21 protein-coding genes and 1 tRNA gene are annotated in these 21,490 nt (G+C 45.7%); 17 read left to right on the forward strand and 5 right to left on the reverse strand.

Going from position 1 to position 21,490, the window contains the following annotated elements; all coding sequences use genetic code 11:
* The first annotated feature begins 7 nt into the window (after nucleotides 1–7).
* The 6 genes from pheT to NHB34_RS04360 all read left to right on the forward strand — a co-directional run bounded on the left by pheT (nucleotide 8) and on the right by NHB34_RS04360 (nucleotide 4,217).
* Nucleotides 8–2,464, forward strand: a complete 2,457-nt coding sequence (gene pheT / locus NHB34_RS04335; RefSeq protein WP_353428405.1) for a phenylalanine--tRNA ligase subunit beta — start codon at nucleotides 8–10, stop codon at nucleotides 2,462–2,464.
* A 57-nt stretch (nucleotides 2,465–2,521) separates the two neighbouring features.
* Nucleotides 2,522–2,845 carry an integration host factor subunit alpha gene (locus NHB34_RS04340; protein ID WP_215315410.1) on the forward strand — a complete coding sequence of 108 codons (324 nt, stop codon included), beginning with the start codon at nucleotides 2,522–2,524 and terminating at the stop codon, nucleotides 2,843–2,845.
* Nucleotides 2,823–3,173, forward strand: coding sequence for a MerR family transcriptional regulator (locus tag NHB34_RS04345; RefSeq protein ID WP_353428406.1), 351 nt, complete (start codon nucleotides 2,823–2,825; stop codon nucleotides 3,171–3,173). The genes NHB34_RS04340 and NHB34_RS04345 overlap by 23 nt, the downstream gene beginning before the upstream one ends.
* A gap of 25 nt (nucleotides 3,174–3,198) precedes the next feature.
* A tRNA-Pro gene (locus NHB34_RS04350) sits at nucleotides 3,199–3,275 on the forward strand.
* Nucleotides 3,276–3,303: 28 nt separating this feature from the next.
* Nucleotides 3,304–3,723 (forward strand): PaaI family thioesterase, encoded by a 420-nt coding sequence (locus NHB34_RS04355; protein ID WP_353428407.1) that lies wholly within the window; start codon nucleotides 3,304–3,306, stop codon nucleotides 3,721–3,723.
* 209 nt (nucleotides 3,724–3,932) lie between these two features.
* Nucleotides 3,933–4,217, forward strand: a complete 285-nt coding sequence (locus tag NHB34_RS04360; RefSeq protein ID WP_353428408.1) for an H-NS histone family protein — start codon at nucleotides 3,933–3,935, stop codon at nucleotides 4,215–4,217.
* Between the two features lie 73 nt (nucleotides 4,218–4,290).
* Here the strand turns inward: NHB34_RS04360 and NHB34_RS04365 are convergent, their stop codons facing one another.
* Nucleotides 4,291–5,007, reverse strand: coding sequence for an excisionase family DNA-binding protein (locus NHB34_RS04365; protein WP_353428409.1), 717 nt, complete (start codon nucleotides 5,005–5,007; stop codon nucleotides 4,291–4,293).
* Between the two features lie 284 nt (nucleotides 5,008–5,291).
* Between NHB34_RS04365 and NHB34_RS04370 the strand changes: the two genes are divergently transcribed.
* The 9 genes from NHB34_RS04370 to bamC all read left to right on the forward strand — a co-directional run bounded on the left by NHB34_RS04370 (nucleotide 5,292) and on the right by bamC (nucleotide 16,717).
* Nucleotides 5,292–8,147, forward strand: coding sequence for a 2-oxoglutarate dehydrogenase E1 component (locus tag NHB34_RS04370; protein WP_353428410.1), 2,856 nt, complete (start codon nucleotides 5,292–5,294; stop codon nucleotides 8,145–8,147).
* Between the two features lie 48 nt (nucleotides 8,148–8,195).
* Nucleotides 8,196–9,404 (forward strand): 2-oxoglutarate dehydrogenase complex dihydrolipoyllysine-residue succinyltransferase, encoded by a 1,209-nt coding sequence (odhB, locus tag NHB34_RS04375; RefSeq protein WP_353428411.1) that lies wholly within the window; start codon nucleotides 8,196–8,198, stop codon nucleotides 9,402–9,404.
* A gap of 12 nt (nucleotides 9,405–9,416) precedes the next feature.
* Nucleotides 9,417–10,853: a dihydrolipoyl dehydrogenase gene (lpdA, locus tag NHB34_RS04380; RefSeq protein ID WP_353428412.1), complete on the forward strand. Its 1,437-nt coding sequence runs from the start codon at nucleotides 9,417–9,419 to the stop codon at nucleotides 10,851–10,853.
* Nucleotides 10,854–11,957, forward strand: coding sequence for a cell division protein ZapE (gene zapE, locus NHB34_RS04385; protein WP_353428413.1), 1,104 nt, complete (start codon nucleotides 10,854–10,856; stop codon nucleotides 11,955–11,957). It begins immediately after the preceding gene.
* A gap of 9 nt (nucleotides 11,958–11,966) precedes the next feature.
* Nucleotides 11,967–12,815, forward strand: coding sequence for a 3',5'-nucleoside bisphosphate phosphatase (locus tag NHB34_RS04390; RefSeq protein WP_353428414.1), 849 nt, complete (start codon nucleotides 11,967–11,969; stop codon nucleotides 12,813–12,815).
* A 30-nt stretch (nucleotides 12,816–12,845) separates the two neighbouring features.
* Nucleotides 12,846–14,048: a tryptophan--tRNA ligase gene (locus NHB34_RS04395; protein ID WP_353428415.1), complete on the forward strand. Its 1,203-nt coding sequence runs from the start codon at nucleotides 12,846–12,848 to the stop codon at nucleotides 14,046–14,048.
* Nucleotides 14,049–14,058: 10 nt separating this feature from the next.
* A complete protein-coding gene (locus tag NHB34_RS04400; protein WP_353428416.1) occupies nucleotides 14,059–14,589 on the forward strand; it encodes a class I SAM-dependent methyltransferase in 531 nt (176 codons plus the stop codon).
* 110 nt (nucleotides 14,590–14,699) lie between these two features.
* Nucleotides 14,700–15,572, forward strand: a complete 873-nt coding sequence (dapA, locus tag NHB34_RS04405; protein WP_353428538.1) for a 4-hydroxy-tetrahydrodipicolinate synthase — start codon at nucleotides 14,700–14,702, stop codon at nucleotides 15,570–15,572.
* On the forward strand, nucleotides 15,569–16,717 hold the full coding sequence (gene bamC / locus NHB34_RS04410) for an outer membrane protein assembly factor BamC (RefSeq protein ID WP_353428417.1): 1,149 nt from the start codon (nucleotides 15,569–15,571) through the stop codon (nucleotides 16,715–16,717). The genes dapA and bamC overlap by 4 nt, the downstream gene beginning before the upstream one ends.
* A gap of 64 nt (nucleotides 16,718–16,781) precedes the next feature.
* On the opposite strand, the gene NHB34_RS04415 is transcribed toward bamC, so the two are convergent.
* Nucleotides 16,782–16,973 carry a hypothetical protein gene (locus NHB34_RS04415; RefSeq protein WP_353428418.1) on the reverse strand — a complete coding sequence of 64 codons (192 nt, stop codon included), beginning with the start codon at nucleotides 16,971–16,973 and terminating at the stop codon, nucleotides 16,782–16,784.
* A gap of 110 nt (nucleotides 16,974–17,083) precedes the next feature.
* The gene (locus NHB34_RS04420; RefSeq protein ID WP_353428419.1) at nucleotides 17,084–18,304 is read right to left on the reverse strand and encodes a cupin domain-containing protein; all 1,221 of its coding nucleotides are present in this window, start codon (nucleotides 18,302–18,304) and stop codon (nucleotides 17,084–17,086) included.
* A 99-nt stretch (nucleotides 18,305–18,403) separates the two neighbouring features.
* On the opposite strand from NHB34_RS04420, the gene NHB34_RS04425 reads away from it, so the two are divergent.
* Nucleotides 18,404–19,030, forward strand: a complete 627-nt coding sequence (locus tag NHB34_RS04425; protein ID WP_353428420.1) for a peptidylprolyl isomerase — start codon at nucleotides 18,404–18,406, stop codon at nucleotides 19,028–19,030.
* On the opposite strand, the gene cysE is transcribed toward NHB34_RS04425, so the two are convergent.
* Nucleotides 19,031–19,789 (reverse strand): serine O-acetyltransferase, encoded by a 759-nt coding sequence (gene cysE / locus NHB34_RS04430; RefSeq protein WP_353428421.1) that lies wholly within the window; start codon nucleotides 19,787–19,789, stop codon nucleotides 19,031–19,033.
* A 23-nt stretch (nucleotides 19,790–19,812) separates the two neighbouring features.
* Complete coding sequence (locus NHB34_RS04435; protein ID WP_353428422.1) at nucleotides 19,813–20,562, reverse strand: RNA methyltransferase; 750 nt, start codon at nucleotides 20,560–20,562, stop codon at nucleotides 19,813–19,815.
* 120 nt (nucleotides 20,563–20,682) lie between these two features.
* Between NHB34_RS04435 and NHB34_RS04440 the strand changes: the two genes are divergently transcribed.
* Nucleotides 20,683–21,471 (forward strand): inositol monophosphatase family protein, encoded by a 789-nt coding sequence (locus NHB34_RS04440; RefSeq protein ID WP_353428423.1) that lies wholly within the window; start codon nucleotides 20,683–20,685, stop codon nucleotides 21,469–21,471.
* Nucleotides 21,472–21,490 lie beyond the last annotated feature (19 nt).

Here is a 21,490-nt window from a genome sequence, read left to right on the forward strand (position 1 = left end):
ATACCCCATGCAATTTTCAGAATCTTGGCTTCGTCAGTATGTAAACCCATCGCTAGATAGCGATGCTTTGGGTCATGCTTTGACTATGGCGGGTCTTGAGGTTGAAGAGCAACATTCTGTTGCACCAGCGTTCAATAAAGTTGTTGTTGCGCAAATATTGTCTGCAGAACAACATCCCGATGCAGATCGTTTACGTGTATGTAAAGTAGATGCTGGCACCGGTCAAGAATTGCAAATTGTTTGTGGTGCACCAAATGCACGTGCGGGCATCAAGATTCCATGTGCCATGGTGGGTGCTGAATTACCTCCAGCGGAAGTAGGCGGCAAACCTTTTGTGATTAAGGTCGGCAAGCTTCGGGGCGTAGAGAGCCAAGGCATGTTGTGCTCGGGTCGTGAGCTTGGCTTAGGTGATGATCATGAAGGTATTTTGGAATTACCTACTGATGCTCCAGTTGGCGAAGATATTCGTCAGTACCTCGATCTAGATGATCAAATCTTTGTCATTAAATTAACCCCAAATAAAGCGGACTGTCTTTCTTTGCTTGGTGTAGCAAGAGAGGTATCGGCTATTACCGGTGCAGCACTCTGTACTCCCAAATGGAATGTGCCTGTAGCTGCAATTGATGAGAAGCGCAAAGTTACTGTAGAAAACAAAGAGCTTTGCGGTCGCTTCGCTGGGCGTGTCATTCGTGGCGTAAATCCTCAAGCAAAAACACCAGATTGGATTGTGAAGCGCTTATCGCGTGCAGGCCAGAGAAGTATTTCAGCCTTGGTGGACTTATCAAATTACGTCATGTTGGAAATGGGTCAACCCACCCACGTATTTGACATTGATAAATTGGAAGGTAACATTACGGTTCGCTGGGCTAAAGCTGGTGAGAAACTCGAGCTATTGAATGAGCAAACAGTGACACTCCAAGGTCCTGACTCGGCAGGTAAGCTCCAGGATGCTGGAGTGGTGGCAGATCAAAAAGGCCCCGTTGCGCTCGCCGGCATTATGGGTGGCAATCATTGTGCTGTTAGCGATGACACCAAGAATATTTATGTTGAGGCAGCATATTGGCTTCCCTCAGCCATCCAAGGTCGTGCCCGCCGCTTTAACTTTAGTACCGATGCGGCACATCGATTTGAGCGTGGCGTTGATCCACAAAATACCGTTAATTGCCTTGAATACCTTTCTGCGTTGATTTTGGAAGTGTGTGGTGGTCAAGCTGGCCCAGTAGATGATCAGATTCTGAATGTGCCTGAGCGCAAGCCCGTCAAAATGCGTTTGGCTAGAGCAGAAAAGGTCATTGGCATTCCGTTAACCAAAGATATCGTTGCGGATGTTTTCAAGCGCCTTGGTTTTGAGTTCAAGCAAGAGGACGATACTTTTGTTGTAAATCCGCCTAGCTATCGCTTTGATATCGAGATTGAAGAAGATTTGATTGAAGAAGTCGCACGGATGTATGGCTTCGAAAATATTCCAGATCAACCTCCCGTTGCCGCACTGAAGATGAGTGCTAAGAATGAGGCGAAGCGTGGGATTCATTTGCTACGTCAGCGTTTGGCACTGCAGGGCTATCAAGAGGTAGTGAACTTCGGATTTACTGATCTTGAAAGCGAGCAGAAATTAACGGGTGCTACTGATCAGGATGTGATCGCGGTTCTCAATCCCATCGCTAATCAGTATGGCGTCATGCGCAGCACCTTGTGGGGCGGCTTGCTCTCAAATCTCAAATCCAATTTAAATCGTGGAGCAGGGCGTGTTCGTTTATTTGAAACAGGGCGCGTATTCAAGCGAGATAGCAGCACCCAGGATGAGGCTGGGAAGGTTTCTGGATTTGTGCAGCCGCAAAAAATTGGCGGAATGGCGTATGGGACATTTGTACCAGAGCAGTGGGCAAATGCTGCCAGAGCGGTGGATTTCTTTGATGTAAAAGGGGATCTTGAGCGGGTTCTAGATCCTTTGCGCATCGTGACTGAAGCAGCGCAGCATCCAGCATTACACCCTGGCCGCAGCGCTAAAGTTTTCTTGGTTGCATCCAAGGGTCGTATTGATATTGGTTGGATAGGTGAATTACACCCAGGCTTGCAGCAAGCTTACGAGTTACCCCAAGCACCTGTTCTATTCGAATTGGAATTAGAGTCAATTCGTCATCTTGGTTTGCCAGTGCCGCAAGAGTTAAGCAAATTTCCTGCAGTACAACGCGATTTAGCAGTGGTTGTAAAACAATCTGTATCTGCTCAATCATTATTAGATGCAATGGCAGCAAGCAAACAGAATTTTGTCTGCGCAATTGAGTTGTTCGATGAATTTAAGCCAAAAGCAGGATCTAGTAGCATGGCTGAAGATGAAAAGAGTTTGGCATTCCGAGTGACGTTATTAAATCCTGCTGAAACTTTGCAAGATGCTCAAATTGATGCTGTAATGAGCGCTTTATTGGGTGCTGTTGAGAAAAAGTGTGCAGCCCGTCTGCGCTAGGTTTAGTATTACGTAATACCAAAGAAAAACAGAAGCACTTCAGAAAAGAATCCGATGATGAGTGAACTAAATTCTAACGATACCGTAACAAAAAATGAGTTATCTGAAGCGCTCTTTGATCAAGTGGGTTTGAATAAGCGCGAAGCAAAAGATATGATCGATGCCTTTTTTGATCGTATTGGTCAGTCGCTTGAATCGGGTACGGAAGTAAAGATTTCTGGTTTTGGTAATTTTCAGTTGCGCAATAAATCGGCTCGTCCTGGCCGAAATCCAAAGACAGGTCAGATGATTCCAATCGCCGCTAGACGTGTAGTGACATTTCATGCAAGTCAAAAGCTCAAAGATGTAGTGGAGTCACATGCTCGAGAAAACCGAGTTTGATGCTAGCTCGGCACTTCCGAGCTCTCAACTTCCCCCTATACCAGCTAAGCGCTATTTCACGATTGGTGAAGTAGCGGATCTCTGTGGTGTTCGCTCGCACGTTTTACGTTACTGGGAGCAGGAGTTTTCTCAGTTAAGTCCGCAAAAACGTCGTGGCAATCGCCGTTACTATCAACATCACGAAGTCGTCTTAATTCGTAAAATTCGTGCCTTGCTGTATGAAGAGGGCTTTACGATTAGTGGCGCTAGAAATCGTCTCGAAGAAGCTCGCGGAGAGTTGCGTTTGCGTGATGAGTTGCTTGCTGTCCTAGAAATTTTATCTAAGTAGTTGCTGATACAATTTCGTCTTTCGTCGGGGCGTAGCGCAGCCTGGTAGCGTACTTGCATGGGGTGCAAGTGGTCGGAGGTTCAAATCCTCTCGCCCCGACCATCAAACTGATTGCGTTAATCTATCCAGCATGACTACATCTGACCCCAATACCCAAAAACAACCGAGAACAACATTTTTTGGCCTAGATATTCCTTTCTTGGATCATTTGGGCGTGGTGCCTGAGTCCGCAGAAAATGGAAAGGTGCGCATCAGCTATGTTGTGAAGCCTGAGCACACCAATAGCTTTCATGTAGCGCAAGGCGGGGTCATCATGACTCTATTGGATTTTGCGATGGGGGCTGCTGCACGTACAGCGTCAAATCACCAGTTAGGTGCCATCACTATTGATATGACAACCAGTTTCTTGCGCCCTAGTCTTGGCAAGATTGTGGTTGAAGGCACGCTTTTAAAGGCTGGAAAGTCGATTAATTACTGTGAAGCAGTTGCTTTTAATGAAGCGGGGGAGATAACCGCTAAAGCAAGTGGAACATTTGTTTTAAGGCGTTAATTTAATACTTAGATAGTTTAATTAATAATATTATTTATAATGAATATGTTTATTTGATTATTATTGATAAACATAAACCCATGAAAAATATAGGTTAATATCTGATTTTTCAGAATATCTCCCCATAATCTTTTTTCTATATATAATATTTACTTGAAATAGGGTATTAAGCCATATTTCTATAACTTATTATCTGGAGAAACCCATAAATGTCTTCTTACAAAGAACTATTGGCTCAACGAGAGCAATTAGATAAGCAGATTAAAGAGGCGATTGCCCGTGAAAAAGCCGACGGAATTGCTAAAGCAAAGCTCATCATTGAACAATATGGCCTGTCAGCATCAGATCTATTCAGTCGTAAGGCTGGTGGTAAAAGTGCAGGCGGCAAGGTAGCACCTAAGTACCGCAATCCATCTACTGGTGAAACATGGACTGGTCGCGGTAAGGCGCCGAAATGGATTGAAGGCAGAGATCGCAGTAACTTTCTTATATAAGTTACTGATTTATTTCAATTATTTAAATAAAGGCCACATTAGTGGCCTTTATTGTTTCCCCGCAAATACTTACTTAAAGGCACTTTCTTGATAAGGCTTCTAGAAATAGAGGCTCTAGTAGCTCATGGCGGTTTTCTGGATTGAGTTCAGGATCCATATCGGGGTCTGTGGCTGGATAAGCAATAATCAGTGGATTAAGCTCAATAAGCCCATTTTCCAGCTCTTCTTTGAGCTCTTCAGGGATCTGGGATCGAGTTCCAGCATTCTCGTCAGCAAGGGTGACTACGCCAGGGTGAAGCTTTATAAAACCCTCATCTACTAGTATAGGTATTCTCTGTGTGTCCTTGTTTTTACTCAAATAATGGATCAAATGCACTTGCTCAACAGGGGGTATCAAGGCATCCAAATAGATCAGGTCGGGAGCAATAGATACGGCCTTCATTAAGCCCTCAAGGCTGTCAACTGCAACCTCCATTTCCACTTTAAGCTGCCAGTCTTGAATTGCCTGCAAAAGAGCCGTGCTGTTCTCAGATCGTCGAAAGATTCCCATGGCAACACAGTGTTGGGCGCTTTTTTGGCGCATAGCCCGCTTACGTCTTTGTAATTGCTGTTCTAGGGAGCTTGCCAATATGCGTCTATGACCACCTCGGGTCTTCCAGGCTATTAATTCACCTAATTCCACCATTTTTTGCACGGTTCCGAGAGAAACTTGTAAAACCTTAGCGCTTTGTCTGGTACTTAGATATTCCATTTCTGGGGTAATTGCTTTCATACTCTCCCTTAATTTCATTAATTCACTTGAAGATTTAGAGAATAAAAACGAATTTCATTCGAATCTGTCCGTATATATTGAAAGAGCAGTAGGAAATTTCTTATTCAATTTTTGATTTATAGGGATATACCCCCAAATCCCATGAAATCAGGGAAAGCCCTTTATCTGCTTATGGTCACTCGTGTTAAATTACTGTCGTAGTACCAGTATTTGCACAGAGCAATTCGTGAAGCGGTACAGCCGTGTAACGGATGGTTATAACCACAGTTTTTATTCGGGAAACCCGATGAAAGGTGAGCATCATGATGCAGGATCAAAGAGATAAATCCTATCTCTTCGGGGGAAATGCCCCCTACGTAGAAGAACTCTACGAATCGTATTTACACGACCCAGCCTCAGTTGAGGACCATTGGCGTGATTATTTTGATAATGTGAAGCAAGTTCCAGCTGTTGATGGTTCATCTCGAACCGATATAGCGCATGGACCAATTGTTGCCTCATTTGCAGAGCGCGCAAAGCAAGGTCCTATCAGAACAATTTCTGATTCAGCGGATTCTGAGTTGGGGCGTAAACGTGTTGCAGTTCAACAGTTAATTGCAGCTTATCGTAACGTTGGAAATCGCTGGGCCAATATTGATCCATTAAAGCGGACAGAGCGCCAGGATATTCCTGAGTTGGATCCTGCCTTCTACGGTTTCACTGATGGCGATATGGATATCGTCTTTAACACAAGCAATACTTTCTTTGGTAAGTCAGAAATGACCTTGCGCGATTTGCTGCAGGCATTACGTGAGACTTACTGCGGCACGATTGGCGCCGAGTTTATGTTCATTGCCGATCAAAAGATTAAGAAGTGGTGGCAAGAAAAGCTGGAGTCTATTCGATCTACTGCGCGGTTTAATGTCGAAGAGAAACGTCAAATCTTGGACCGCCTCACTGCGGCCGAGGGTCTTGAGCGCTATCTCCAGGCTAAATATGTAGGTCAAAAGCGCTTCTCCCTCGAGGGCGGTGAAAGCTTTATCGCCTGTATGGATGAGTTAATTCGTGATGCGGGTAGCAAAGGCGTACAAGAGATCGTGATTGGTATGGCCCACCGTGGCCGTCTCAACGTTCTCGTGAATACTTTAGGCAAGATGCCAAAAGACTTATTTGCTGAGTTCGAGCATAAAGGTCCTGAGACATTACCTGCGGGTGACGTGAAGTATCACCAAGGTTTCTCTAGCGATATTTCTACTCCTGGCGGCCCAGTCCATTTGTCATTGGCATTTAACCCATCTCACCTTGAGATCGTTAATCCAGTGGTTGAGGGTTCTGCACGTGCTCGTATGGAGCGTCGTGGCGATATGTTGGGCGAGCAGGTTATGCCAGTTTTGGTACACGGTGATGCTGCGATTGCAGGTCAGGGTGTGATGCAAGAAACACTGGCAATGTCAGAGGTTCGTGGTTATTCCACTGGGGGCACGGTTCATATCGTGATTAATAACCAGATTGGTTTCACTACATCTGATCCGCGCGATTTGCGTTCAAGCTTGTACTGTACAGACATCATGAAGATTGTTGATGCGCCTGTATTGCACGTGAATGGTGATGATCCAGAGGCTGTGGTGCTGGCAACCAAGTTAGCTGTTGAGTTCCGCACCAAGTTTCATAAAGACGTGGCGATCGACATTATTTGCTTCCGTAAATTGGGTCACAACGAGCAAGATACACCCGCGATGACGCAGCCATTGATGTACAAAATTATTGCAGCCCATCCTGGTACTCGTAAGCTCTACGCTGACAAGCTGGAAACTCAAGGGGCTTTGCCCGCTGGTACCGGCGATTTGATGGTTAAAGAGTATCGTGCCGCTATGGATGAGGGTAAGCAAACCTCTGACCCAGTACTCAGCAACTTCAAAGGTAAGTTTGCGGTGGATTGGTCTCCCTTCTTGAACAAGAAGTGGACTGATGAGGCTGATACTGCAATTCCGCTGACAGAGTGGAAGCGCTTATCTGAAAAAATTTCCACCATTCCAGAAAACTTTAAAGCTCACCCGCTAGTTGCTAAGGTCTATAACGATCGCGCTGCAATGGGTCGCGGTGAGATTAATGTTGACTGGGGTATGGGTGAGCACATGGCTTTTGCTTCTCTGGTTGCCAGTGGTTATCCAGTTCGTCTATCTGGTGAGGATAGCGGTCGCGGTACATTTACCCATCGTCATGCGGTGCTACACGATCAAAATCGTGAGAAGTGGGATACCGGCACTTATGTAGCTTTGCAGCACGTCACTAAAGATCAAGCTCCATTTGTGGTGATTGACTCGATTCTTTCTGAAGAGGCAGTTCTTGGTTTTGAATATGGTTATGCAGCTGCAGAGCCAAATACCTTAACCATTTGGGAAGCCCAGTTTGGTGACTTTGCCAACGGCGCGCAGGTTGTGATTGACCAATTCATCGCCTCTGGTGAAGTGAAGTGGGGTCGTGCAAACGGCTTGGTCATGATGTTGCCGCATGGCTATGAAGGTCAAGGCCCTGAGCATTCATCAGCACGTTTGGAGCGCTTCATGCAGTTATGCGCTGATACCAATATGCAAGTGATTCAGCCGACAACCGCATCACAAATTTTCCATGTGCTGCGTCGTCAAATGATTCGTCAGTTCCGCAAGCCGCTGATTTTGTTTACACCAAAATCTTTGTTGCGCAACAAAGATGCTGGCTCGCCACTTTCTGAATTTACTAAGGGTGGTTTCCAGACAGTTATTGGTGAGCGTGATGAAACCATCGATGCTAAACAAGTAACCCGTTTAATTGCTTGCTCTGGCAAGGTCTATTACGACTTGGTTAAGCAGCGCACTGAAAAGAAAGCGACTGATGTTGCGATTATTCGTGTTGAGCAGTTATATCCATTCCCGCACAAGGCTTTGGCTGCAGAGTTGAAGAAGTATCCAAAGTTAGAAGAGGTGGTTTGGTGTCAAGACGAGCCACAAAATCAAGGCGCCTGGTTCTTTGTTCAGCACAATATTTTGGAAAACATGTCTGATGGCATGAAGTTGGCATACGCAGGTCGCCCTGCATCAGCTTCTCCTGCTTGTGGATATGCCCATTTGCACCAAGAACAACAGAAGTCTCTTCTCAACGCGGCATTTGCCAAATTAAAGGGTTATGTGATCACAAAATAATCGATTGCATACCAATACATATACACACATAGATAAACAGGATTAATCATGGCTATTTTTGAAGTTAAGGTTCCACAACTCTCTGAGTCGGTTGCTGAAGCAACATTGTTGCAATGGAAAAAGAAGGTCGGCGACGCTGTTGGTCAAGACGAAATCTTGATCGAAATTGAAACTGATAAGGTTGTTCTCGAAGTGCCAGCGCCCTCTGCTGGTGTATTGACTGAGATCGTAGTTGCAGACGGCGGCACGGTTGTTGCTGATCAGTTAATTGCAAAAATCGATAGCACTGCCGTTGCATCCGCTGCCCCAGCCGCTGCAGCTCCTGCTCCAGCAGCAGCCCCAGCTACAGCACCTGCAAAAGCAGCTGCTCCTGCAAAGGCTACTGGCGCAGCCGCTTCTCCTTCAGCAGCAAAAATTCTGGCTGAAAAGAATGTCGATGCAGGCCAGGTTGCTGGTTCTGGTCGTGATGGCCGCATTACCAAAGGCGATGCATTAAATGCTTCTGCTGGTGGTGCAAAGTCTGCCTCATTGCCAAGTGCGCCAATTCCAACAGGTGATCGTCCTGAAGAGCGTGTACCAATGAGCCGTTTGCGTGCTCGTATTGCTGAACGTTTGCTCGAGTCACAAGCAAATAATGCAATTTTGACTACATTCAATGAAGTCAATATGGGCCCAGTGATTGCTTTACGCAATAAATACAAAGATCAATTTGAGAAGACTCATGGCGTAAAACTTGGTTTTATGTCTTTCTTCGTTAAAGCGGCTACGCATGCTCTTAAGAAGTTCCCATTATTGAATGCGTCTGTTGATGGTAACGATATCGTTTACCACGGTTACTTTGATATTGGTATTGCTGTGAGCTCACCACGTGGCTTGGTAGTGCCAATTTTGCGTGACGTTGATCAGATGAACTTGGCTGATATTGAGAAGAAGATTGCTGAATTTGGTGTGAAAGCCCGCGAAGGTAAGCTATCAATTGAAGAGTTGACTGGCGGTACATTCTCGATCTCTAACGGTGGCGTGTTCGGCTCTATGCTCTCAACCCCAATTATTAATCCACCACAGTCTGCAATCTTGGGTATTCATGCCACCAAGGATCGTGCAGTGGTTGAAAATGGACAAGTAGTGGTTCGTCCAATTAACTATCTCGCTTTATCTTATGACCACCGCATTATTGATGGTCGTGAGGCTGTGCTTGGTTTAGTTGCCATGAAGGATGCCTTAGAAGATCCTTCACGTCTTCTCCTTGATTTGTAAGAAGGGAAGATCATGAGCCAAGCTTTTGATGTAGTCGTAATTGGTGGTGGCCCTGGTGGCTACATCGCCGCGATTCGTGCAGCGCAATTAGGTTTCAAAGTTGCCTGCGCAGAATCAAATGCTTATGATGATCCCAAGGGAGAGCCACGCTTAGGTGGCACCTGCTTGAACGTAGGTTGCATTCCTTCTAAGGCTTTATTGGCATCTTCTGAAGAGTTCGAGAAGATTGGTCATCACGCAGCAGATCATGGAATTAAGGTTGGCTCTGTCAGCATTGATTCTAAAAAGATGGTGCAACGTAAAGATGACATCGTCACCAAGATGACTGGTGGTATTCAGTTCTTGTTCCGTAAAAACAAAATCACTTTGTTAAAAGGCCATGCTTCATTTGAAGGTAAGGGTGCTGACGGATATCAAGTCAAAATTGATGGCAAAGATAAAGAAACTGTTACTGCAAAGAATGTCATTATTGCAACCGGTTCTAAAGCACGTCATTTACCAGGATTGCCAGTAGATAACGTCTTGATTTGCGATAACGAAGGTGCCTTGAAGTTTGATTTAGTGCCTAAGAAGTTAGGCGTGATCGGTGCTGGCGTGATTGGTCTTGAGCTTGGTTCTGTATGGCGCCGTCTTGGTTCTGAAGTCACGGTGCTTGAAGCATTGCCTTCGTTCTTGGCTGCTTGTGATGTCAGCATTGCTAAAGAAGCGCAAAAGCTTTTCACTAAGCAGGGCTTGAACATCAACATGGGCGTGAAGATTGGTGAAGTCAAAGCGGATAAAAAGGGTGTAGTAGTAAATTACACCGACAGCGCTGGTAAAGCCGCTAAATTAGAATGCGATCGCTTGATCGTATCTGTTGGCCGTGTACCAAACACTGATAAGTTGGGCTTAGACAAGATTGGCCTTAAGGTGGATGAACGCGGCTTTATTCCGATTGATGATCACACTTGTGCAACTGCAGCTCCAGGCGTGTATGCCGTTGGTGACGTAGTACGCGGCCCAATGTTGGCTCATAAGGCGGAAGACGAGGGTGTCTTGGCTGCTGAGGTGATTGCTGGTCAGAAACCCCACATCGATTACAACTGCATTCCTTGGGTAATCTATACCGATCCAGAGATCGCTTGGGTTGGCAAAACAGAGCAGGCTCTTAAAGAGGCTGGCATTGCGTACAAGGCTGGACAGTTCCCATTTATGGCTAACGGTCGTGCCCTAGGCATGGGTCGTGCTGATGGTTTTGTCAAAGTATTGGCTGATGCAAAAACCGATGAAATTCTCGGCGTTCACATCATTGGACCAAATGCTTCCGATTTAATTGCTGAGGCAGCAGTTGCGATGGAGTTCAAGGCGGCGGCTGAAGATATTGCACGAATCTGTCATCCACATCCAAGCTTATCGGAAGTGGTACGTGAGGCTGCGTTAGCGACAGATCAACGCGCACTCAATATGTAATTGAAAACCATTGAGTATTACCAGCAAGAGTTAAAAGCGCGCGGGTATCAAAGCGATCCCGCGCAGCTTCGTGCTGTTGAGCGTTTGCAAAAATGCGAAGATGAATGGATTGCCTATAAGGGAATCCGCAGCAGCAATCTCAAAAAGAAATTATTTAAACCAACTCTACCTAGGGGTTTGTATTTGTGGGGTGGAGTAGGTCGCGGCAAGTCTTTTTTAATGGACTGTTTTTATGCGGCTTCCCCCTTGGAAAAAAAGATTCGCATTCATTTCCATGAATTTATGCGAGAAGTGCATCGTGAGCTGCATGAACTTTCGGGCTTAGCCGATCCATTGGATGAGTTATCAAAGCGAATTGCAAAGCGCTATCGACTGATTTGTTTTGATGAGTTTCACATCAATGATATTGCCGATGCCATGATTTTGTACCGATTGCTCAATGCTTTGTTTGCTGATCGCGTGCAATTTGTCATGACCTCTAATTACCGGCCCGATCAACTCTATCCCAATGGTTTGCATCGTGATCGCTTGCTTCCTGCAATTCAATTGTTAGAGGATAAGTTGGATGTTCTCAATGTAGATGCTGGTAACGACTATCGCCGTGTTCAGATGGCGCAAGTTGAGGCTTATTTAACGCCTGTCAATGCCCAAACTCAAGCCACCTTGGGTCAGATGTTCAAGACCTTAATTGGCAACCAAAAAGAAACTCGTAATCCGGTATTGAATATTGAATCGCGAGAATTGCGGCCATTACACATGGCTGATGGTGTTGTCTGGTTTGATTTTCAGACGCTCTGTTGCGGTCCGCGATCACAAAATGATTACCTTGAGATTGCCAAACAATTTCATACGGTTATTTTGTCGGGTGTTCCTTACATGCCCCCAAAAATGACCAATGAGGCGCGCCGATTTATTTGGCTGATTGATGTTTTATACGATCATAAGATCAAGTTAATTATGTCCGCTGAGGTTCCAGCCCCAGATTTGTATACAGAGGGTCAAATTACAGCAGAGTTCTCTCGAACAGTCTCTCGTTTGATCGAGATGCAGTCGCGTGACTACCTAGATGCTCCGCGCCGTGTCATTGACACCGGCTTGACCTAAAATAGGGTCATGAGCAGTATTTCTACCTTAAACGCCGACCTGCATTGCCATTCTGTGGTCTCTGATGGCACTCTAACTCCCGAGGCCTTGGCTGAACGTGCAAAGGCAAATGGCGTTCATTTATGGGCGTTGACAGATCATGATGAGCTTGGTGGACAAGTTCGTGCTCGTGATGCAGCAAAAGCGCTCAATATTGATTACGTATCTGGAGTGGAAATTTCAGTTACTTGGGTGGGGCAAACCATCCACATCGTTGGTTTAGGAATCGATGCCAATCACCTAGGCATTGTTGAAGGATTACGCCGCACCCGTGGCGGGCGGGGTGAACGTGCCAAATTGATGGCAGATCAATTATTAAAAGTCGGGATACCAGGGGCTTACGAAGGCGCTCTACATTTTGCAGGCAATCCCGAACTGATCTCGAGAACGCATTTTGCTAGGTTTTTGGTAGAGCAAGGTGTTTGTCGCGACACTGAGGAAGTGTTTAAAAAGTACTTGGTTGAAAATAAGCCAGGATTTGTGCCGCATCAGTGGGCCACTTTGGATAATGCGGTTGCATGGATAAAAGCGGCAGGTGGGGTGGCGGTGATTGCTCATCCTGGTAGATATAACTTGACCGAGTTACAGATGAGTGAGCTCTATGAGCACTTTAAGGATATTGGTGGTCTTGGCATCGAAGTAGTTACAGGTAGCCATAGTCCAGACCAGTATGTAACGTATGGAAAGATTGCTCAAAAATATGGTTTCCTAGCCTCCCGCGGATCTGATTTTCATGATCCAGGCGAAAGTCATATTGACTTGGGTACTTTGCCACATCTGCCTGATCACCTGACCCCAGTTTGGTCAGCGTTTCATTAATTCATTTCATACTAAAGATAAAGAAAAACAATGTTTGCAGAACGCGTTCTCTCTGGCATGCGACCTACGGGTAATTTGCATCTTGGGCATTACCATGGCGTCTTAAAAAATTGGGTGCGCTTGCAGTCCGAATACCCCTGTTTTTTCTTTGTTGCAGATTGGCACGCTTTAACTACTCACTATGAATCTCCAGAGGTGATTGAGCAATCTGTGTGGGATATGGTGATTGATTGGTTAGCGGCAGGTGTAGACCCCAATCAAGCGACTTTATTTATTCAGAGTAAGGTGCCTGAGCACGCGGAGTTATTTTTGCTACTCTCGATGGGGACGCCATTGGGTTGGTTAGAACGAGTGCCCACCTATAAAGATCAAATTGAGAAGCTCAAGGAAAAAGACCTGCAGACCTATGGTTTCCTTGGTTATCCATTGCTTCAGGCGGCAGATATTTTGATTTACCGAGCGCAGCATGTGCCTGTGGGTGAGGATCAAGTTCCACACGTGGAAATGACTCGTGAAGTAGCTCGTCGCTTTAATTACCTTTATGGTCGCGAACCAGGTTTTGAAGAAAAAGCGTTAGAAGCAGCTAAAAAGTTGGGTAGTAAGCGAGCCAAAATGTATTTGGAGTTACGCGTTGCTTTTCAAGAGCGCGGTGATGAAGAGGCGTTAGAGCAGGCGAAAGCATTGCTTCAAGAGTCGCAAAGTTTATCGATGGCAGATCGTGAAAGACTCTTTGGTTTCTTAGAAGGTGCTCGCAAAATTATTCTTCCTGAGCCCCAAGCGCTTTTAACAACTGCTTCTCGTATGCCTGGCATTGACGGACAAAAAATGTCCAAGTCTTATGGCAACACAATTAGTGTGCGTGAGCAACCAGAAGATGTCATCAAGAAAATCAGAACGATGCCGACCGATCCTGCGCGAGTTCGCAGAACTGATGTGGGTGATCCTGCTCGCTGTCCAGTTTGGCAATTGCACACTGTGTATTCCAATGACGAGACAAGGCAATGGGTAGAAAAGGGTTGCAAGTCTGCGGGTATTGGTTGCTTAGAGTGTAAGCAGCCAGTTATTGATGCAATTTTAGCTGAGCAGCAACCCATGTTTGAGCGTGCTCAAAAGTATTTGGATGACCCAAGTTTGCTTCGATCCATCATCGCCGATGGTTGCGATAAAGCACGCAAGGTTGCTCAAGAAACCATGCGTGAAGTTCGTGAAGCCATGGGCCTGGCTTACGACTAATGGGTAGGTTTTGACAAAGACGCATGCTGTAACGGATAGCGCTTCACCTTGGGTGAGGCGTTTTGCTTCTTTGATTCCAAAAGCCGGTACTGTTTTAGATCTGGCTTGTGGAGGCGGTCGCCATACATTTCTACTGGCTGAGTTGGGATATTCAGTATTAGCAGTTGATCAAGACACCAGTCAGGTTGAGAAGACTGCTAATTCACTCATTTGCTCAAAAGCGCTGAATCTAGAAGAGGATATTTGGCCTTTAGATAACGGCAAATTTAGTGGCATTGTGGTGACGAATTACCTCTATAGACCCCATCTGGATCGTCTGCCTGAGATGTTGGATAAGAATGGGGTTTTGATCTACGAAACCTTTGCTGTAGGAAATGAGCAATTTGGAAAGCCATCTAACCCAAATTTCCTTCTAAAAACAGGGGAATTGCTGGAGCTATCGCAGCGCCATGGTCTGAAAGTCCTTGCCTACGAGGATATTTACCAGGATGAGCCTAAACCAGCTATGGTTCAACGTCTTTGCGCTGTAAAAGAAGGGTAAAAAGTGCACATTCCGTTACAATTTCAAGGTTAAGACAGCTAAAAATCGGTATACATTCGGTGACAAATACAGCTCAATCCAAAGGTAGCAAAAAAACCATTTCTGGCAGCATGCCCGCCATCGTGACCCCAATGTTTGAAGATGGCAGTCTCGATTTTGGGGCGTTAAAGTCTTTGTTGGATTGGCATGTCGCCGAAGGTACCGATGGAATCGTAATTGTTGGGACTAGTGGTGAGTCTCCTACGGTCTCTGTGGAAGAGCATTGTGAGTTGATTCGCGTCACGGTAGAGCATATTGCGGGCCGCATTCCTGTGATTGCTGGTACGGGCGGCAACTCCACGGCTGAAGCAATTGAGTTAACTGAATTTGCCAAGAAGGTGGGTTCAGACGCAAGCTTGCAGGTTGTCCCGTATTACAACAAGCCTACCCAAGAGGGCATGTATGCCCATTTCAAAAAAATTGCAGAGTCTGTTGATCTACCGGTAATTTTGTACAACGTTCCAGGTCGCACTGTAGCGGATCTATCAGGCGATGCCGTTGTTCGCTTGGCTGGCATTCCTGGCATTATCGGTATCAAGGACGCAACTGGTAGCTTAGAGCGGGGCACTTTATTGATTGATGCCCTGAAGCGTGCAGGCCATAGTGACTTCTCTGTATTTTCAGGGGACGATCTCACCGCTGCTATGTTGATGCTCATGGGCGGCAAGGGCAATATCTCTGTTACCGCAAACGTGGCTCCTCGATTGATGCATGAGCTCTGTATGGCTGCCATGTCTGATGATGTGAAGCGTACACGTGAAATTCAGTATCAGTTGATTGCAGTCCATAAAGCAATGTTTACCGAAGCAAACCCGATTCCTGTGAAGTGGGCGCTTCATCAAATGGGCAAGATTACTTCAGGTATTCGTTTGCCATTAACCCCTCTAAGCGATGCATTAAGAGAGCCTTTGAAGGCGGCATTAAAACAGGCCAATTTACTATGAAGAATGTGTTTTCCTTTTCGCGTTTAGTGGCTTCATCAATGGCATTGTTTGCAATGGCATTGGTATTGAGTTCATGTAAATCAGTTACCAGTAACGATACTGTTGACTATAAGAGCTCTGGTGCAGTGCGCGGCCCCAATTTATCGTATCCACCAGATTTAATTACCGCACAAGCAGATCGCCGTTACATCGTCCAAGATGGCACTGCAACCATGTCTGAGTACAACGCTGCGGTGAAAAAATCTGCTCAGATGCGCAGTAACGTCATGACTGGTATTCCTGGTATGCGCATTGCCAAGGATGGCGAGCGTCGTTGGCTGGTTGTTGAAAAACCTGCCAGTGAGTTGTATCCGCAAGTAAAAGATTTTTGGCAAGAAAACGGCTTCTTGCTAGTGATTGATTCACCATCCACTGGAATTATGGAAACCGATTGGGCGGAGAATCGCGCCAAAATTGCGCAAGACTGGATTCGTACAAATGTGCTGGGCGTATTTGGAGATTCAATTTACGATACCGGCGAGCGTGATAAATATAAGACTCGTTTAGAGGTAACTAAACCAGGCGAGACTGAAATTTATATTACTCAGCGTGGTGCTATCGAGAAATGTACAACCGATACAACAGGTGCTTGCCTTTCTACAATTTGGACGCCACGTCCAAATGATCCTGAGTTAGAGGCTGTTTTCTTGGCGCGCTTGATGGAGCGTCTCGGGATGACTCAAGAGCAGGCTAAGGCGATGGTTGCTACGCCTTTGGGTCCTAAAACACCGAAAGCTAAGTTCGTCGAAGATGGTACTAACAAAGCCCATATTGAGCTTAGCGCTGGTTTCGATCGCTCTTGGAGGGATGTGGGTTTAGCACTAGATCGATCCAACTTCACCGTAGAGGACCGCAATCGTTCCGCTGGCGTTTATTTTGTACGTTATATCAATGCTAAGGATGTTGGCGATTCAAAGGGCTTCTTCACCAATTTGTTTAGCAGTAAGGATGATTCAAAACTGCAAGCGAAGAAATACCAAGTTGTGGTCAAGAGTAGTGGAGAAAATTCAGCAAATGTTTATGTGCAGGATGCGGAAGGTAAACCAGAGAACACTCCTGCTGGCATCCAATTACTGACAATCTTGAACGACCAGCTCACTAAATAAATCAACTACTGAGTTGGGAAACAAAAAAGCCGCTCGAAAGCGGCTTTTTTGTTTAAGAAGAGGATTACTTCTTAGCGTCAGCAGCAGGAGCGGCAGCAGGTGCAGCAGCGTCTTTAGCAGCATCAGCGGCTGGAGCAGCAGCAGGAGCTTCAGCAGCAGGAGCAGCAGGAGCTTCAGCAGGTTTTGCTTCTTCTTTCTTACCGCAAGCGGCCAAAGCGATAGCTAACATAGCGGCTAATAGGAGTGACTTCTTCATTTGTAATTTCCTCTTAAAAAATTAGACATCAATTATCGATAATTGTTGTTGGATAAACCAAGGGCAAATCCCTAGGTAGTTTCCTGTAGATATTATAGCCATCTCTTGGCCTAAACCTCGAAAACTAGCCACCCAGCAAGATAGACCTCATAAAGGCTTGAGTCTTGAATGTTCCCAAGATTTGCGTTCTCTAAACACTTGTTTGCAGACAAAGCATTCCAGGCGGCAATCACCTTTGCGGTTTGGTTTTTGGTGACCTCGTCCCCATTGCAGTAAACCTTTTTACCAAGGCTGAGGATGCGTGTTTGTGGACTCGTTTTTAGCTTGCCTTGAGTTAGTTTTTTGAGAAAAGCTTTTGAATTCAGTGGCTTACTAGGGCTTTCAAAAATCGCTTGCTGCTTAGGCTCTGATAAGTAGGCGGTAACGCCAGGTAGAAACGTGTTAATTTGGTTCAGCTTTAGCTTTTGCAGCTGAGCGTTTAATTGCTTGATGAGCTCTTTGGGAAGCTGCTCTGCCTGCAGGGTTGCTGGTTGCTTGGGATCGGAGAATTTTTTGTCCAATTCAGGAATATTCTCCAGTGACTCAGCAAGTCGCCATAAACCTTCTTGGAGTAATTCCTTCAAGCTAGGTGAGCGAAATCCTACAGACCAAGTTTGACATCCTGCATCTAGTGCAATTCCATCGTGGGCAATATGGGGCGGAAGATATAGCATGTCGCCTGGTTCCAAAATCCACTCAAACTCACTTTGAAAGTTCTGCAAAATTTTTAATGGCAACGCTGGATTCAGGCTTAAATCCGTTTGCTCAGAGATGCGCCACTCTCTGCGACCCGACATCTGTATTAAAAACACATCGTACGAGTCAAAGTGTGGCCCGACACCTCCGCCAATACCGGCAATGCTGATCATGAGATCGTCAAGACGTGCATCTGGAATAAAACGAAACCATGAAAGAATATTGGCCGCAGCTAAATGATGCGCCTCCATTCCTTGCAAGAGCAGAGTCCAGTTGGATTTATTTAAGTTTGGGATTGCTTTTTTCTGAAAGGGCCCATGCTGAAAGCGCCATGGATCAGACTGAATTAAGCGGGATTCAAGATTTTCCTGATTGGCAAATTCAACGAGCTCTTCATAAGAAATTGGACTTGCTAAATTGGTTGAACCATTTTGAGATTCTAGGGTGAAGGCGGGTATCGCCCCCCGAATTAACAGCGGTTTTTTCTGCCAATACTCCTGCATAAAGCGCTTTGGGCTAATTCCACCAAATAAGGCCCATGGAGCGTTAATGGGCAGATTTTTGGGGGCTGGTGGCGGTTGATAAGGCTTGCTCAAGTAAAATGAACCTATAGATTAGAAATGAAATAACTGATAACTAAAGTCAGTGTAAAACAGTAGTAAATCATTCGAAAATAAATGTACGACAAATTGCGCATGAAGATTGAAAAAAACACGATTGTGTCCCTTCGATATAAGCTCACCGATGCACAAAATAATGTGATTGAAGAGCCTGATTCACCAATGATGTATCTTCACGGCGGTTATGAGGGTACTTTCCCAAAAATTGAGGCATTGTTAGATGGTCAAGAAATTGGCTATGAAGCAACAATTCAGTTGGAGCCTAATGAAGCTTTTGGTGAGTACGACCCAGAGTTGCTCAAGATTGAGCCTCGCACTCGCTTTCCTGAACCACTTGAAGTGGGAATGCAGTTTGAGGGCGTGCCAGATGTAGATGGAGAATCTGAGGAAGAGGCGCAAGCGGCAGATGCTCAAGAGGATGAGGATGCTGAAGCGGAGCCTTTAATTTATACCGTTACGGATGTTGCGGACAATCAAGTGGTGCTGGATGGCAACCATCCATTAGCAGGAATGGCTTTGCGCTTTTGGGTTCAGGTTGAAGGTGTTCGAGCTGCCACCGAAGAAGAAATTGAAAATCGTCATCCAGAAGGTGGTGAGAACTTTACCTTTGGCATGCCAAATGATGCCGAAGACGACGACGAGGAAGAATTTTTGGAGAAGACGCTTGGTTTACAGGGGCACGTATCCAGAACGCTTCACTGATTACTCTTTAAGCCATTCTTTAATAGCGCCAAGATCTCGTTTTGTTTCTGTGCTGTTGCTAACATCAGTAGGAGTATTACTAAACTTGGCAAGTGCTTTTTCTAGTTGAGCAATCTTGGCTTCTTGCTCAATCGTTGCATCGATTAAACCTTTAAGGGCCATCGATACGGGATCATCCACATTGGGTGTTACTCCGTATGCAGAGAAATACTCCTTTGTTTTGCTATCAGCGCTTTGCGGTAAGTCTGGATGCAAAATGCGTGCTGGTATGCCAACAGCAGTCGCGCCAGGCGGAATTTCTTTCAGGACAACTGCATTTGAGCCAATGCGTGCGCCATCTCCTACAGTGAAGCCGCCTAAAACTTTTGCGCCAGCACTGACAACCACGCCTTTGCCTAAGGTAGGGTGTCGTTTTACACCTTTATATAAAGATGTGCCACCTAAAGTGACGCCTTGATAGATGGTGCAATCATCACCAATTTCTGTAGTCTCGCCGATCACAATACCTAAACCATGGTCTAAAAATACACGACGACCAACCTTGGCGCCAGGATGGATCTCTATACCAGTAATCAATCTCGAAAACATCGACAGAAATCGCGCTAACCACTTCAAACCAAGATTCCAGAAAAAATGAGCGATGCGATGCAGCCAAACTGCATGTAAACCTGGGTAGCAGGTGATGACCTCAAGACGGTTTCTTGCGGCTGGATCTCTAACGATGATGGAATCGACTTGGTCGAATAGTGAATTAAACATGGTTTGATTTTAACGGGGCTGGGTTATTTTCTCAGGAGCATCTGTTTTGCGATTCCCCGTAATAGATCGATCTCCTCTTTGCGCAGTCTGCTGCGTGCAAATAAGGCTTCGAGTCTGGGCATCAGCTTTTTCGGGTTAGCTGGGTCAAGATAAGCAATTGCCTCCAGTCCTTCTCGCCAATGTTCAAGCATTGCGGTAACTGCTGCTGGATCAGCCAGGTCCATTTCAGCAGTCTGATTTTTAGATATGACATCTAAGTTTGGGTCTTGTAGGGCTTGCCTGAGGGTATAGGCGCAAACCATTAAGGCTTGAGCAAGGTTGAGGGACGGATAGTCAGGATTGGCGTCTAGCCATACGCGGTGGGTACAAAAAGATAGATGATGATTCTCTAAACCAGTTCTCTCAGGACCAAATACTAGGGCAGTTTTTCCATGATTCTGGGTATTTTGGTAAATGAGGGCTAAAGCCGACTGCCAATCAATCGCTGGGGGGCCAAACTCTCGATCTCTACTAGTTAGACCTAACACCAAGGGGTAGCCTCCAATCGCTTGATCTAGGGATTGGTGCTCAACGGCTGACTCTAGAAGGTCAGTTGCACCACTGGCAAGAGCTATGGCCTCAGCTTCCTTGTGAATTCCCGAAGTTTTTGGTTTGATCAGGTGTAAATCATTAAAGCCCATTGTTTTCATGGCCCTAGCAGCTGAACCAACATTGCCAGCATGGGTAGTTTCCACCAGAATCCAGCGTAGTAAGTGTGATGCCTGAAGGTTCATGAATTAGGTGCTTTGAGGTGAACAGGGTAAATCGTTTAGAATCATAGTATTAGCTAGGTATTGTCATGCACTTTCGGCAATATTACAGCCCTGTTCTTATTTAATTTGTCCATCCAAACTATGCATCCCATGTTAAATGTGGCCGTGAAGGCTGCCCGTCGCGCAGGAACTGTGATTAATCGTGCATCTCTGAATTTAGAGAGGCTCCAGGTGGATCGCAAGCAGCACAATGATTTTGTGACTGAGGTGGACAAAGCTGCAGAAGCAGCCATTATTGAGACTTTGAGTGAGGCATATCCCACTCATGGGTTTTTGGCTGAAGAGACAGGTGAACAAAACATCAATGCTGAAAACGTTTGGATTATTGATCCGTTGGACGGCACGACCAATTTCATTCATGGATTTCCGCAATACGCTGTATCAATCGCTTTAGCAGTTAATGGAGTAACTCAACAAGCGGTTGTATACGACCCCAATCGCGATGAATTATTTACTGCGACTCGTGGTGCGGGTGCCTACCTAGATCGCCGTCGTTTGCGTGTGGCAACGCAAGATCGATTGAACAACTCTTTAATTGGCACTGGTTTTCCGTATCGTGAAGACCAAGACCTTGAAAAGTACCTAAAGATTTTTGCTGAGATGTCACGTCAATGCGCTGGCTTACGTCGCCCAGGCGCTGCTTCATTGGACCTGGCTTATGTTGCAGCTGGCCGTTACGATGGATTTTTTGAGAGTGACCTCAAGCCTTGGGATATGGCTGCAGGAGCCTTATTAATTACTGAGGCGGGTGGTTTGGTTGGCAACTACCGCGGCGAAGAAGGTTTCTTAAAGAGTGGCGAAGTGATGGCTGCTAATCCACGCATTTATGCTCAAATGGTGCAGTGCCTCTCTAAGTATTCTGCTTGCTAGGGCAGAATAAAAAACCAAA

This window comes from Polynucleobacter sp. MWH-UH19D, assembly GCF_040409795.1.
In the GTDB taxonomy this organism is placed as follows: domain Bacteria; phylum Pseudomonadota; class Gammaproteobacteria; order Burkholderiales; family Burkholderiaceae; genus Polynucleobacter.

Coding starts and splice junctions, on each gene's coding strand:
- NHB34_RS04360 (WP_353428408.1), top strand. CDS start 3,933: ATGTCTTCTTACAAAGAACTATTGGCTCAACGAGAGCAATTAGATAAG.
- NHB34_RS04345 (WP_353428406.1), top strand. CDS start 2,823: ATGCTCGAGAAAACCGAGTTTGATGCTAGCTCGGCACTTCCGAGCTCT.
- NHB34_RS04365 (WP_353428409.1), bottom strand. CDS start 5,007: ATGAAATTAAGGGAGAGTATGAAAGCAATTACCCCAGAAATGGAATAT.
- NHB34_RS04425 (WP_353428420.1), top strand. CDS start 18,404: ATGAAGATTGAAAAAAACACGATTGTGTCCCTTCGATATAAGCTCACC.
- NHB34_RS04355 (WP_353428407.1), top strand. CDS start 3,304: ATGACTACATCTGACCCCAATACCCAAAAACAACCGAGAACAACATTT.
- NHB34_RS04395 (WP_353428415.1), top strand. CDS start 12,846: ATGTTTGCAGAACGCGTTCTCTCTGGCATGCGACCTACGGGTAATTTG.
- NHB34_RS04390 (WP_353428414.1), top strand. CDS start 11,967: ATGAGCAGTATTTCTACCTTAAACGCCGACCTGCATTGCCATTCTGTG.
- NHB34_RS04340 (WP_215315410.1), top strand. CDS start 2,522: ATGAGTGAACTAAATTCTAACGATACCGTAACAAAAAATGAGTTATCT.
- NHB34_RS04370 (WP_353428410.1), top strand. CDS start 5,292: ATGATGCAGGATCAAAGAGATAAATCCTATCTCTTCGGGGGAAATGCC.
- pheT (WP_353428405.1), top strand. CDS start 8: ATGCAATTTTCAGAATCTTGGCTTCGTCAGTATGTAAACCCATCGCTA.
- dapA (WP_353428538.1), top strand. CDS start 14,700: ATGCCCGCCATCGTGACCCCAATGTTTGAAGATGGCAGTCTCGATTTT.
- NHB34_RS04440 (WP_353428423.1), top strand. CDS start 20,683: ATGCATCCCATGTTAAATGTGGCCGTGAAGGCTGCCCGTCGCGCAGGA.
- lpdA (WP_353428412.1), top strand. CDS start 9,417: ATGAGCCAAGCTTTTGATGTAGTCGTAATTGGTGGTGGCCCTGGTGGC.
- NHB34_RS04435 (WP_353428422.1), bottom strand. CDS start 20,562: ATGAACCTTCAGGCATCACACTTACTACGCTGGATTCTGGTGGAAACT.
- bamC (WP_353428417.1), top strand. CDS start 15,569: ATGAAGAATGTGTTTTCCTTTTCGCGTTTAGTGGCTTCATCAATGGCA.
- NHB34_RS04415 (WP_353428418.1), bottom strand. CDS start 16,973: ATGAAGAAGTCACTCCTATTAGCCGCTATGTTAGCTATCGCTTTGGCC.
- odhB (WP_353428411.1), top strand. CDS start 8,196: ATGGCTATTTTTGAAGTTAAGGTTCCACAACTCTCTGAGTCGGTTGCT.
- cysE (WP_353428421.1), bottom strand. CDS start 19,789: ATGTTTAATTCACTATTCGACCAAGTCGATTCCATCATCGTTAGAGAT.